The sequence below is a fragment of the Paenibacillus sp. J22P277 genome (assembly GCF_059383675.1).
Genome location: NZ_JBXENS010000002.1, coordinates 369,934 through 382,835, shown reverse-complemented (window position 1 = coordinate 382,835; position 12,902 = coordinate 369,934). Strand labels below are relative to the sequence as shown.

At 60.3% G+C, this 12,902-nt stretch carries 12 protein-coding genes and 1 other annotated feature; of the genes, 8 read left to right on the top strand and 4 right to left on the bottom strand.

Annotated elements, in window-relative coordinates:
- Positions 1 to 242: 242 nt before the first annotated feature.
- Positions 243 to 1,514 carry a threonine ammonia-lyase IlvA gene (ilvA, locus tag AC50YL_RS06335; protein WP_494830277.1) on the bottom strand — a complete coding sequence of 424 codons (1,272 nt, stop codon included), beginning with the start codon at positions 1,512 to 1,514 and terminating at the stop codon, positions 243 to 245.
- A 74-nt stretch (positions 1,515 to 1,588) separates the two neighbouring features.
- Positions 1,589 to 1,855: a binding site (T-box leader), on the bottom strand.
- Positions 1,856 to 1,945: 90 nt separating this feature from the next.
- The gene (locus AC50YL_RS06330) at positions 1,946 to 2,770 is read right to left on the bottom strand and encodes a PPK2 family polyphosphate kinase (RefSeq protein WP_494830276.1); all 825 of its coding nucleotides are present in this window, start codon (positions 2,768 to 2,770) and stop codon (positions 1,946 to 1,948) included.
- Between the two features lie 194 nt (positions 2,771 to 2,964).
- On the opposite strand from AC50YL_RS06330, the gene AC50YL_RS06325 reads away from it, so the two are divergent.
- The 8 genes from AC50YL_RS06325 to AC50YL_RS06290 all read left to right on the top strand — a co-directional run bounded on the left by AC50YL_RS06325 (position 2,965) and on the right by AC50YL_RS06290 (position 10,709).
- The gene (locus AC50YL_RS06325) at positions 2,965 to 3,534 is read left to right on the top strand and encodes a histidine phosphatase family protein (RefSeq protein ID WP_494830274.1); all 570 of its coding nucleotides are present in this window, start codon (positions 2,965 to 2,967) and stop codon (positions 3,532 to 3,534) included.
- The gene (locus AC50YL_RS06320) at positions 3,525 to 3,944 is read left to right on the top strand and encodes a GNAT family N-acetyltransferase (protein WP_494830272.1); all 420 of its coding nucleotides are present in this window, start codon (positions 3,525 to 3,527) and stop codon (positions 3,942 to 3,944) included. The genes AC50YL_RS06325 and AC50YL_RS06320 overlap by 10 nt, the downstream gene beginning before the upstream one ends.
- Before the next feature lie 79 nt (positions 3,945 to 4,023).
- Entirely contained in the window at positions 4,024 to 4,335 is a 312-nt protein-coding gene (locus AC50YL_RS06315; protein ID WP_494830270.1) for a Dabb family protein, read from the top strand.
- 61 nt (positions 4,336 to 4,396) lie between these two features.
- The gene (locus AC50YL_RS06310; protein ID WP_494830268.1) at positions 4,397 to 5,047 is read left to right on the top strand and encodes a carboxylesterase family protein; all 651 of its coding nucleotides are present in this window, start codon (positions 4,397 to 4,399) and stop codon (positions 5,045 to 5,047) included.
- Between the two features lie 76 nt (positions 5,048 to 5,123).
- Complete coding sequence (gene fosB / locus AC50YL_RS06305) at positions 5,124 to 5,549, top strand: metallothiol transferase FosB (RefSeq protein ID WP_494830266.1); 426 nt, start codon at positions 5,124 to 5,126, stop codon at positions 5,547 to 5,549.
- Positions 5,550 to 5,593: 44 nt separating this feature from the next.
- Positions 5,594 to 5,767 carry a hypothetical protein gene (locus AC50YL_RS06300; protein WP_494830264.1) on the top strand — a complete coding sequence of 58 codons (174 nt, stop codon included), beginning with the start codon at positions 5,594 to 5,596 and terminating at the stop codon, positions 5,765 to 5,767.
- Between the two features lie 200 nt (positions 5,768 to 5,967).
- On the top strand, positions 5,968 to 10,203 hold the full coding sequence (locus tag AC50YL_RS06295; protein ID WP_494830262.1) for a choice-of-anchor I family protein: 4,236 nt from the start codon (positions 5,968 to 5,970) through the stop codon (positions 10,201 to 10,203).
- 206 nt (positions 10,204 to 10,409) lie between these two features.
- Complete coding sequence (locus tag AC50YL_RS06290; protein ID WP_494830260.1) at positions 10,410 to 10,709, top strand: hypothetical protein; 300 nt, start codon at positions 10,410 to 10,412, stop codon at positions 10,707 to 10,709.
- A gap of 68 nt (positions 10,710 to 10,777) precedes the next feature.
- On the opposite strand, the gene AC50YL_RS06285 is transcribed toward AC50YL_RS06290, so the two are convergent.
- Positions 10,778 to 11,803, bottom strand: a complete 1,026-nt coding sequence (locus AC50YL_RS06285; RefSeq protein ID WP_494830258.1) for an electron transfer flavoprotein subunit alpha/FixB family protein — start codon at positions 11,801 to 11,803, stop codon at positions 10,778 to 10,780.
- A gap of 121 nt (positions 11,804 to 11,924) precedes the next feature.
- On the bottom strand, positions 11,925 to 12,746 hold the full coding sequence (locus AC50YL_RS06280) for an electron transfer flavoprotein subunit beta/FixA family protein (protein ID WP_494830256.1): 822 nt from the start codon (positions 12,744 to 12,746) through the stop codon (positions 11,925 to 11,927).
- Positions 12,747 to 12,902: the final 156 nt, after the last annotated feature.

The following is a 12,902-nucleotide window of genomic DNA, read 5'->3' as shown; positions in this document are numbered from 1 at the left end:
CTCCTGTCGGCAAGCATAGCGCGGGAATGTCACAGGGCCGTTAGCGGTTTGTGAAGTGATTGTAAGGAACAGGAAAAACGCCTTGAAACGCGCGCGCGGCGCGGGTTCCAAGGCGTAGCAAGGGACAAGTCCGGACGCGGTTCCACGACGTCGGAGGGATGAGTGCGGGAAGAATCAAGGCTAAGACGCCGGCGATTGCGATCGCCGATCCGAAAAAGGCGGAAAGTGATCTAGGGCCGCGCTCAGATCAGAATGTTGAACAGAACCGGGTCCTTGTTCAGCTCGACGAAGCTGAGCCCCTTGAGGTTCATGCGCGCGATCAGGGGCTCGTAATCCTGGCGCTGCTTCAGCTCGATGCCGACGAGCGCCGGTCCGTTGTCCTTATTATGCTTCTTCGTGTACTCGAAGCGGGTGATGTCGTCGTCCGGGCCCAGCACTTCGTCGAGAAATTCGCGGAGCGCGCCGGCGCGCTGCGGGAAGCTGACCATGAAATAATGCTTCAGCCCTTCGAAGACGAGCGAACGCTCCTTGATCTCCTGCATCCGGTCGACGTCGTTGTTGCCGCCGCTCACGACGCAGACGACGGTCTTGCCCGCGATCTGCTCGCGGTAATAGTCGAGCGCGGCGATCGGCAGCGCGCCGGCGGGCTCCGCCACGATGGCGTTCTCGTTATAGAGATCGAGCATGGTCGTGCAGGCTTTGCCCTCCGGCACGAGCACGATGTCGTCGAGCAGCTCGCGGCACATGCGGAAGGTCAATTCTCCGACGCGCTTCACCGCCGCGCCGTCGACGAACTTGTCGATCGTATCGAGCGGAATCACCTCGCCGGCGTCCAGCGATGCCCGCATCGAAGGCGCGCCTTCCGGCTCCACGCCGATCAGCTTGGTCCCCGGCGACACGGCTTTGACGTAGGCGGCCACGCCCGCCGCGAGTCCGCCGCCGCCGATCGTGACGAACACGAAGTCGGGCGCGGTCTCGATCGCTTCCATGATCTCCTTGCCGATCGTGCCGTTGCCGGCGATGATTTTGGGATCGTCGAACGGATGGATGAAGGCCAGTTCGTCCTTGCGGCTCGCCTCGATCGCTTCCCGGAAGGCGTCGTCGAACGTATCGCCGGTCAGGACGATTTCCACGTTGGGGCCTCCGAAGAACGCGACTTGGTTGACCTTCTGCCGCGGCGTCGTGCTCGGCATGAAGATCTTGCCGGGAATGCCGAGGGATTGGCAGGAGTAGGCGACGCCTTGCGCATGATTGCCGGCGCTCGCGCAGACGACGCCGCGCATGAGCCGTTCCTCCGGCAGCGACTTGATGAGATGATAGGCGCCGCGCAGCTTGAAGGAGCGCACGACCTGCAGATCCTCGCGCTTTAGCAGGACATTGCAGCCGTAACGCTCGGACAACACGCGGTTCTGCTGCAGCGGCGTGCGCGCCGACACTTCCTTCACGTGCATCTGGGCCTGCGCGATCTCCGTCAGCCCTACCGTCAGCGCCTCATAGTTTCGTTCGTTTCCCATGGTACTCTCTCCTTCGTAGCGTGAATGCCTTGCGACCGGTCAATCCCCCGGAAAATAAAAAAATCCCGTCCCCGAAAAGGGACGAGATTGTTCTCGCGTTACCACCCTGATTCCGCCCGCGCATTGTGCTTGTGGTGCTGCCCAATGGCCGAACGGCTCTTTGCCGCGTACGATCATACGCGCTCCTTGTAACGGCGGATCCCGTCCGAGCTTACTTGGCGATTCAGCGCGGCTTCTCCGGGAGGATACGCAGTCGGCGGGCAAACGTCGGCTCTCAGCGGGCGCCGACTCTCTGGGGATTGCCTGATGCAGCTTGCGCGTGTTCCCATCAACGAATTTCTGTCATGTCGAACATGATTATAGTTGTAATACTCGCGCAATTCCGCTCAAATGTCAACGGGAAAATCCAGCATTCGACGCTTGCCGCGCTTCTAGTGCGCATCCTTTTCCTCGCCGCCCGTAAGCGACCCGAACTGCGTCATGTCGACCTCCGGGTAGGACAGCTTCAGCGAATCGAGCACGGACTCCACGATGCGGAGCACGAGGTAATCCCGGAACCAGCGGTTGTTCGCGGGCACGACGTACCACGGGTTGCGCTTGGTCGAGGTAGCCTTGAACGCCTGCTCGTAGGCCTTCGCGTACGCCTTCCAGTACCGGCGTTCCTCGAGGTCGTTGGGGTCGAATTTCCACAGCTTCTCGGGATTCTCCATCCGTTCCTTGATCTTGCCGAGCTGGAATTCCGGCGAGATGTGCAGGAAGATCTTGATGAGCGTAATGCCGCCGTCGCTCAGCATTTTCTCGAAATTGACGATATGCTTCAGCCGTTTTTCGGCTTCCTTGTTATCGATCAGCCCGTGCACCCGCGTGATGAGCACGTCTTCGTAATACGACCGGTTGAACGCCGTGATCGCGCCCTTGGCCGGCGCGACCTTGTGCGTCCGCCACAGAAAATCATGCGCCGATTCGTCCGTCGTCGGCTTCTTGAAGCTCTCCGCCCGGAAGCCCTGCGGATTGAGGCCGGCGAGCACCTTTTTGATGACGCCGTCCTTGCCGCTGCAATCCATCCCCTGAAACAAGATGAGCACGCCGTCCGTTTTGCTCGCGAAGAGCTTCTCCTGATGCTCCCGCAGTTTATCCAGGAGCTCCTCGAACTTTTCTTCGATCTCGTCCTTGTCGTCGATGCCTGCCGTATCCTCCGGATCGAAGTCCGCGAGGGACATGCTTCGCTTCTCGTTCAGCCGGTATTTCTCCAACATGGGCATTCTCCTTTCGAGCTCGCAATGGAATAGCCTTCTCTAACCTTCTAGCATCGCTTCCGAATCGCGCGATTATGCATGGCTCGTCCCTTGAGGGAACGTCATCGAATTTCCGGCTTTACCGCGGACGGACATGTTAAAATGGATTATACTAGAAAACGAATGTCCGCGCTCGCCGCGGAAGGAGGGAAGCCATGACAACCGTTCTGCTGCTTGTCAGGCATGCGGAATCCGACGTGCATTCCGGTTCCGATCGCGCGAGAGGATTAACCGCGAACGGACGCGCGGATGCGAAACGGCTGACGGAGCAGCTGCGGCAAACGCCGATCGACGTCGTCGTATCCAGTCCCTACGCGCGGGCGGTGCTGACGGTGCAGGGGATCGCCGACGAGCGGGGCCTGCCGGTGCTTTCCGTCGAGGACTTGCGGGAAAGGCGGCTGCACGGAGCGGATAGACTCCTGCCGCGGGCTGCTTTTCTGGAGGCTGTGGAGCGCTCGTTCGCCGATCCTGACGCATCGCTTCCGGGCGGCGAGTCGTATCGCGAGGCGCAGCGAAGAGGCGTCCAAGCCGTGCGCGGGCTGCTGGACCGGTTCGCCGGAAAAACGGTCGCCGTCGGCACGCACGGCAATCTGTTGAGCATGATTTTGCAGGCATGGGACGGGCGTTACGATTATGCATTTTGGCAAAGCCTGACGATGCCGGACGTCTATCGGGCGGAATTCAGGGCAGACAACCTTCTGGGAGTGGAACGACTGTGGACGTGACGTACCGCGAGATGACGATGGACGATTACGATGCCTGCTATTCGCTGTGGGCGACGACGGAAGGCATGGTGCTGAGCGATTCGGACTCGCGGGAGGAGATCGCGCGCTACCTGGCGCGCAATCCCGGGTGCAGCTTCGTATGCGCGAGGGGCGGCGAGCTGCTCGGCACCCTGCTCGCCGGCCATGACGGCAGACGGGGATTCCTGTACCACGTGGCCGTTGCGACGGACCGGCGCGGACAGGGTATCGGCGGCGAGCTCGTGAAGCGCGGCCTGGCCAAGCTCCGCGCGGAGGGCATCGCGAAATGCCATCTGTTCGTGCTGGCCGGCAACGAGCTAGGCCGGGGATTCTGGTCCCGTTCGGGCTGGGAGGAGCGGAACGGGATTTTGTTGTTTTCGTCGGATACCTAGACGGCGGCGAAAGGTGTAGGATAGGAAGGTAACGGTTTGCGCAAGAGAGGGACAACCAACGTCGAGGAGGATGAAGAAGATGGAACGGACAAGCATTCAGCATATGGTGATTTTCAATTTGAAGCACGAGGCGGGGTCGGAAGCGGCGGAGAAATTCCTGCAGGACGGTCAGCGCGCGCTGACTTCGATCCCGGTCGTGAAAAACTTCAGCGTATTCAAACAGGTCAGCCCGAAGAACGATTACGACTACGGGTTCTCGATGATATTCGACAACCAATCGGATTACGATACCTACAACGCGCATCCCCTGCACGTCGATTTCGTGGAGACCCGCTGGGTGCCGGAAGTATCGCGGTTCCTGGAGATCGATTTCCAGCTTCACGGCGCTTAAATTGTATGTAAATGCAGTTGTTTTCTAATTAATGGAAACCGGGGGGGGGGAGGGGCTGCGGATGACGCTTCATTCATGCGCGTTTCAAGCGACCGTTTCGATTCAGGCGGCTATCGGGTACAAGCTCTACGTCCCGAACCATTACGATGCGGACCGGCCCTGGCCGGTCATCCTTTTCCTGCACGGCATCAAGAAGCGGGGATCGGACCTCGGTCTGCTGGATGATTACGGCCTGCCGAAGGCTGCGGAGAGCATCCCGAATTTCGAGTTTCTCGTCGTGGCCCCGCAGTGTCCGGCTCATTCCTCTTGGCCGGCGGTGAGGCATGAGGCGTTGGCGGTACTGGACGGCGTCATGTGCGAGTACAACGTCGACCCGGACGCCGTTTATTTATCCGGCTTCAGCATGGGCGGCAACGGCGCTTGGGATTATGCCGTGCGGGATGACGGCCGATTCGCTGCGGTCGTTCCGCTCGCGGGCTATCACGAGGTCGAAGCCATGAAGAACCTTAAGCTGCCGGTCTGGGCATTCCATGGCGCCGAGGACGACACGGTGCCGATCGACCGGTCCATCGAATTGATCGAAGGGCTGCGGCGGACGAACGCGGACGTGCGATTCACCCGCTACCCCGGCCTGTCCCATGCGATCATGGAGCAGACCTATGCCGATCCGGAGCTGTACCGCTGGCTGCTCAGCCATAAGCGTGCGGGCTGATTCGGAGGTAGCTCGCGCCGATGGCAATTCGCGTTTGTCTATTTTATGAATGGATTCAGATTGCAGGTGAAGTCCCATGAAAATCGGAAGCATCAACCATCTGCTCTTCTCCGTCTCGGATTTGGAGCGCTCGATATCCTTCTATCGGGACGTATTCGGCGCGAAGCTGCTGGTCAAAGGCCGGCAGACGGCGTATTTCGATCTGAACGGGCTGTGGCTGGCGCTGAACGCGGAGCCGGACATCCCGCGGAGCGAGATCCGCCAATCGTATACCCATATCGCGTTTACGGTGGAAGAGGGGGAGTTCGACGCGGCGGTGGAACGGCTCAAGGCATGCCATGCGCACATCCTTCCCGGCCGGGAACGGGACGAGCGGGACAAGCGATCCGTCTACTTCGCCGATCCCGACGGACATAGATTCGAGTTCCACACCGGCAGCCTGCAGGACCGGTTGACCTACTATAAAGACGAGAAGCCGCATATGCTCTTCTATGAGGAATGAGGCAGCTTAGCAATCTCATTCCCGGAATGAGAGGAGCGGCCACCATGCCAATCGAAGAGGAGCGGACAGCGGAGCCGGCGGTCCCGCGTACGCGAAGGAAGCCTTCCCTGGGCTTCGCCCTGCTGGCGATCGCCGTCGTCCTGGCCGTGATCGTCTCGAGCTTCGCGCTCGCGCATCTCTTGGTCGGCGAGGCGTTCCGCCGTCTGACCGGCGGTTGAGAGCCAGGCGGCATCCCGCGCGCAAGACCCCGACGTATCCGTTATCAAACGGTCGTCGGGGTCTTTTCTTTGTGCGGGAGCCTCGGAATCTTCGAAAAAGCGCTGATATCATTTACAAAACATCAAAATCTCTTTAACAATCTCGACATAAAACTCCTATACGCTCAATGCGAGATCATAGAATAGGAGTTGAAGATCAGTTGAAAACGAGAAACAAGCGTCTATTGTCCCTGTTGTTGTCCGCAGAGATCGTAGCGAGCACGTTCATCGTTGCAATTCCAGCCTCCGCCGCTGCGCCCGCAGTCGGTACGCCTTATGATGCGAGCGGTAATTATGATGTATCCGTACCGCATGTGGTGATCAATCAGTACTATGGTTCGGGCACCTCGACGGAAGGCGCCGTCGATTACGGTTTTATCGAGCTCTATAATCCTACCGAGTCCGCAATCGATCTTAGCGCATGGTCCATTCAATATGCCGATCGCGGAGGGAATGCGACAGGAGCATCGGGTCCGTGGCAGAAGATAGACCTGTCCGGCACGATTCCCGCGCATGGTTATTACCTGATTCGCGGCGAAGCATCGCCTACGACGGCCGCGGATATTAAGCTCTACTTGCCGGGCGAGGTAGACAAGGAATTTGAGAAAGCGCTTCAAAATAAGGGCATGAAGATCGTGCTCATGAGCAATCAAACGATGCTGGACGTTGCGAATCCGTTCGCGCAATCGACAAAGCCCGCAGGCTACGTTGACATGCTTGGAACGGGGAGCAATGACAAAACGACGGACATCGACGGTTACGAGAACGAATATCCCGCGGGACCGACCGTCGGAAACGACACTGCCGGAACGACTGGCGGCACTTCCAAGAATATATCGTTGCGCCGCGTGAATTACGCGGATTCGGACAACAACAAGAACGATTTCGTGCAAATTACGTACAGCAAGCTCGCGAGCAGCGACTTGCCGACTTATAGCCCTCGCAATAGCGAAGGCATAGCGGGAACGGCAACCCCTCCGCCGGCGGGACCAGGGAATCCTGTGCCGGTCGATTTGTTCTTGACCGGTTACTTGCCCGATGCTACCGCATCGCGCCCTTACTCGGCTAAGCTTGATGTTTCCGGTGGAACTGGACCTTATGTATACGGCGCGACAGGACTTCCGTCAGGCTTGAATATCGACCCTGCGACGGGCCTGATTACCGGAACCCCCGCAGCGGCTTCGTTGAACGATGTCACCGTGACGGTCGCAGACAGCGGGACGCCCCCGAATACGGAAAGCAAATCGGTTAAACTAGCGGTTAATCCCGTCTATCAAGATAAGATTTCCATGAAGAAATTAGGATCTTTCATTGCCGGAACGCCGAATGAGGACGGCGGCGTGGCCGAGATCGTCAAATATAACCCTGAAAATCACAAATTCTATTCGGTCAACGGCTCCAGCACGCCGGCCACGCTCGATATCGTCAGCTTGGACGAAGACGGCAAGCCGGTCCAAGACACCGTAAAAAAAATCAACATCGAAGACGCGCTTGCGGAAGCGAACATTCCGGATTTTGCTTATGGCGACTTCACCAGCGTCGATATCGACATGCAGCACGACTTGGTCTATGCGGCAATTCAAGAAAAGACTTATTCGAACAACGGCGTGATCCTCGTATTCGATTATGACGGCAAATACGTGAAGTATTATAATGCCGGCGTTCAACCGGATATGGTGAAAGTCACAAAGGACGGACGCTACGTATTGACCGCCGACGAAGGCGAAGACAGACATGCGGGCATCGATCCGGAAGGAAGCGTGACGATCGTCGACACGCAGACCGGTGCGGTGAACCATGTGAAATTCGACAATCCAGAAGTCATCGCCGATAACGTGCACCTGCGCGGCACAGTCGACGAGGACGGCGTGATTACCGGATCGGCGGCTTCCAAGGAGGCGGCGGTCTACGACCTGGAGCCGGAATACATCGCGCTGTCGGCCGATGAATCCAAAGCTTACGTATCGCTGCAAGAAGGCAATGCGATCGGCACGATCGACATCGCGAACAAAACGGTCGAGTCGGTCAAAGGCTTGGGGTACAAGGATTTGAGCAAGTCGGAAAATTCGCTGGACTTGGTGAAGGACGGTCTGATCCGCTTTGAAAACGTGCCTTTCCAAGGCATGTTCATGCCTGACGGCATCGATTCCTACACGGTTGGCGGCAAAACGTACTTGTTCACCGCCAATGAAGGGGACGGCACGGAATGGCCGGACGTCGAGGAACCGGGCGACGAGGAATGGCCGGGCAGAACGAACGTCACGACGATCGGCGACATCAAGGGAAATCTGAATCCGGATTCCGCTGCCGCTATTTTCCTGACGAACAACACAGTCAACGGCAAGACGCCTTACGATAAGGTGGAAGTGCCAAGCGATATGGGACCGGAAGGCATCTATCTTTACGGCGGACGTTCCTTCTCCGTTTGGGATGCCGATACGATGGCTCCAGTCTATGATAGTCAGAACGACTTCGAGAAAATAACGGCGCAGCGGCTGCCGCAATATTTCAACTCGGACCATAAGGAAATCGGATTCGACGCAAGAAGCCAGAAAAAAGGGCCGGAACCGGAATACGTGAAGGTAGGCCAAGTAGGCAGCAAAACATTCGCTTTCGTCGGTCTTGAGCGGGTCAGCGGCATTATGACGTACGACGTCACCGATCCGGCGCATCCGGCTTTCGTAAATTACATCAATACGCGGAATTTCGGCACGCCTGAGGATCCAACCAATCCTTTGCAAACCGATGCGGGACCGGAAGGTATCGACTTTATTCCGGCTGCGGACAGCCCGACCGGACTTCCGCTGATCCTTGTCGCAAACGAAGTGGGCGGTACGATTTCCGTCATGGAAATGGGCTTTACCAAAGTGACGCTGGATCAAACGGCACTTTCGTTTCAAAGCGGGGAAGCGGCTAAAAAACTGACGGCAACCGTGACGCCTGCTGGAGACGGCGCCGCAACGGTGACGTGGTCGTCCTCGAACACGGCCGTTGCAACGGTTGATGCAAACGGCAACGTAACGCCGGCCGGCGCAGGCACGGCCGTCATCACGGCGCTTAGCGCGGATGGATACGGCATGGCGGAAGCGGCGGTAACGGTTACGACTCCGTCCGGCTCTGGCGGCGGTGGCGGCCCAATCATCGGTAACCCGGATAATGCCGGTACGCCGACGGTAGACGGCTCCAAAGTCACGACCGAAGTCAAATCCACGACGGACGCATCGGGCAACGCGGCGGCCGCCATCACCGGCGACCAAGTCGATCAAGCCTTGTCCAAACTGAGCGCCGGTTCGGTTAACCGGATCGCGTTCAAAACGGTCGTCGATGCGAACGCGAAGCAAGCGACGATCACCCTGCCGGCAGCGGCGGTCGATAAACTGGCGGGCAGCGCCGCGGAATCCATGATTATCGATGCGGGCCTCGGACAAGTCTCCTTCGACCGGAAGGCATTGGCGGCGATCGCGAATTCCGCGACGACCGGAGACGTCAGCGTAACGGTTGCGAAGGCCGATCCTGCGAAGGCGGGCGAAGGCCTCTCCGCGCAAGCGCAAGCAGCCCTGAAGGAAGCGATCGGAACGCATCCGGTCTACGACTTCACGGTAATGGCGGACGGCAAGAAGGTATCCGATTTGGCGGGCGGCCTGGCAAGCATCAGCATTCCGTATACGCCGGCGGCGGGTGAGAACCTCAATGCGATCATCGCGTACTACATCGCGGATAACGGCGAGCTCGTGCTGGTGCCGCAAGCGAATTACGATGCGGCAACCGGTACGCTGAACTTCAAGGTCAAGCATTTCTCGCGCTATGCGGTAGCATACAACGCCGTGAATTTCGGCGATATCGCGACGAGCTTCGCGAAGGACCACATCACGTACCTGTCCGCGAGAGAGATCATCAAAGGAACGAGCGCAACCAGCTTCGATCCGAAAGCAAACGTGACGAGAGCCGATTTCGCGCTGATTCTGGCGCGCGCGGCAGGCGTCGATCTGAGCACGTTCGGCGGCAGCCAATTCAGCGACGTCAGCGCCGATGCGTACTATGCGCAGTCCGTAGCATGGGCGGCTTCGACCGGCATCACGAACGGCGTTACCGCCGGACAATTCAGCCCGAACGCGAACATTACGCGCGAGCAAATGGTCGCGATGATCGCGCGTTTCGCGGATAAGATGAACTACAAGCTGCCGGCAACGGCGCCGAGCTTGACGTTCGCGGATGCGTCCGGCATCTCGGCTTTCGCGCAGGATGCGGCGGCAGCCGTTCAACAAGCGGGCATCATCAACGGCAAGCCAAGCGGCAGCCAAACGGTGTTCGCGCCGAAAGACTTCGCTTCGCGCGAAGAGACGGCGAAAATGATCGCCATTCTGTTCCAGTTGATGGCGAAGAAATTGCACCGGTAAACGCAAAACAGCCCGGACCGCTCAGCGGTCCGGGCTGTTTTGCGTTTGGCGAGGGGAAAAGCGGCGGCTTCGCCGGCGGCCGGCAGGAAAATAGAACCGAATGGACCGAGAAACGGCCGGCGGTACCAGAAATTGTCGGTACTATGTCATCGCCGGGAATCGGGATAAGCTCCTTGTAGACCATTTTAAAAGGAGCAGGGCTGCTAATGACAAAGACCAGGATATTCGAGGGGATTTATTTCATCATCGGTTTGGGGATCGGGGCGGCCAGCGTGATCGGATGGTTTGTCTTTGCTTTTAATTTTGGCGACAACGGTGACAGTATATTCGGAAAAGGAGATAGGGATGCCGCGACGCTTACAGCGGTAGTGATGTTTTCGGTATTGGGCTTGTACTTGTTCATCGGGTTCCTGATGAAACGTCTTTCATATATTTTGCTAGGCAGCGGAGCATTGTTTCTCGGGTTCATAGCTTTTCTGGTGACCTTATACATGTTTAGCTTTTAAGCGAGTTATGAGCGCGGACAGCCAATACGAGGGCGGTTAAACCGCGTGAAAGGAAAACGCCGGGCTTGTTAAGCGCCCGGCGTTTCGAAAATGCGTTTGAACTGCGCCGTCAGGAGCGGCACGACCTCGAACAAGTCCCCGACGATTCCGTAATCGGCTATGCCGAAGATGGGGGCGTCGGGGTCTTTGTTGATCGCGACGATGACGCGGGACTGGCTCATGCCGGCCAAATGCTGGATCGCGCCGCTAATGCCGCAGGCGATGTAGAGCTTCGGCGTGACGGTTTTGCCGGTTTGCCCGATTTGCAGCGCGTAGTCGCAGTAGCCGGCATCGCATGCGCCGCGCGAGGCGCCGACCGCGCCGCCGAGTACTTCGGCCAGCGCGGCGAGCGGGGCGAAGCCTTCCGCGCTGCGCACGCCTCTGCCGCCGGCGACGATAATGTCCGCCTCGGCGAGATCGACCGTGCCGGCGGCTTTGCGGGCGATGCCGCGGACGATGGTCCAAAGCGGCGGCGCGGCATAAGGCAACGCCGCGACCGTGCCCTCGCTGCCGGCCGCGACCGGCTCCGCGACGGGCAAATTATTGGGGCGCACCGTGACGACCTGCGGCGCGCCGGGCAGAAACCGCCGCTGCTCGAACGCCTTGCCGGCGTAGAGCGGGCGGGTAAAGACCGCGGCCGCGCCGCCATCGTCCCCGAGGTCGATGGCGGTCACGTCCGCGACGTGGCCGCCGCCGGCCGCGGCGGCCACGCGGGGCGCGAGCTCGCGCCCCGCCGCGGTGTGGCCGAGCACGATCACGCTCGGCCGCGCCGCGGCAACGGCGGCGCCGATGGCGGCGGCGTACGCCTCCGGCGCGAAGCCGGCCAGGGCCGGGTCGTCCACGACATGGACGACCCCCGCCCCCCGGGCGGCGAGCTCCGCGGCGGCTTCCCGCAGCGCCGCCCCGGGCCCGCCGCCGACGACGACGGCATGCACGGCGCCGCCGTCGCCGGCCAGCCGCCGCGCGGCGCCGAGCGCCTCCAGCGCCACGCGGCGCAGCTTGCCGTCCAGGCACTCGGCATACACGAGTGCCGTTAGATTCGCAGTATCGGTCATCGTTTCATGACCTCCTCTCTCCTATAAAACGGCTCGCGCCGTCATATCGACTGGCGCGGCCAGCGCCATCCCGAACAACCAAGCTCAGAACCGGCGAAACGGATCCCGGCCGGAGATGAGGTTAGAACAGCTTCGCTTCGCGCTGCAGCAGCTCCGCAAGCTGCCCGGCCTGCTCCGCGGGCGTGCCGCTCAGCTTGCGTCCCGCCGCGCGAACCGGCGGCGCGAGGAGCGCCACGCGCTCGGTCCGCGGCGCAAGGTCGTCCGCGCCGAGCCCGAGCTCCGCCGCGCCGAGCTGGCGGAGCGGCTTGCGCTTCGCCTTCATGATGCCCGGCAGCGACGGATAGCGCGGTTCGTTCAACCCTTGCTGCGCCGTGACGAGCGCGGGCAGGGGAATAGCGACCGTTTCCATGCCCCATTCCGTGTCCCGATCCACGACGGCGATTCGACCTCCGCCGCCGCCCCATGCGGCTCCGCTCGGCGCTTGCGCGCCGTCCGCGCCGTCCTCCACCGTCAGCTTCAACGCCGCCGACGCATGCGGCAGCCCCAGCCGCTCCGCGACCTGCAGCGCGACGCTGCCCGCGCCGCGGTCCACGGCGAACAAGCCCGCCAATACCAGATCCGGCTCCAGTTCCCGCACCGCCGCGGCAAGCAGCGCCGCTACGGCATATCCGTCATCCGGGAGCCCGTCCTGCGCGATCAGCACGGCCTCGTCCGCGCCCATGGCCAAGGCGGTGCGAAGCGCCTCCGCGGCGCGGGCGCTGCCGCAGGAGACGACCGTCACGGCGCCGCCGCGGGCCTCGCGCAGACGGAGCGCTTCTTCGAGCGCGTATTCGTCATAGGGGTTCAGGATGAACTTCACGCCGTCTTCGGCGACGGCTCCGTTTTCGATGGCGATTTTTTCCTCCGTATCGAAGGTTTGCTTGATCAATACGACCAACTGCATCGGTATCGAAACACCTCCCGGTCATTCTGTAATTGCCCGCGGCTGTCATACCGTCCCACGGCCGCCGAATACGATAGCGTATACCGTCCGAGCGCCGCTGCCGCCCCTGTTACCTTATGAACTTGGCCCTCGAAATAGACCGCGCCGCCCGCCGGT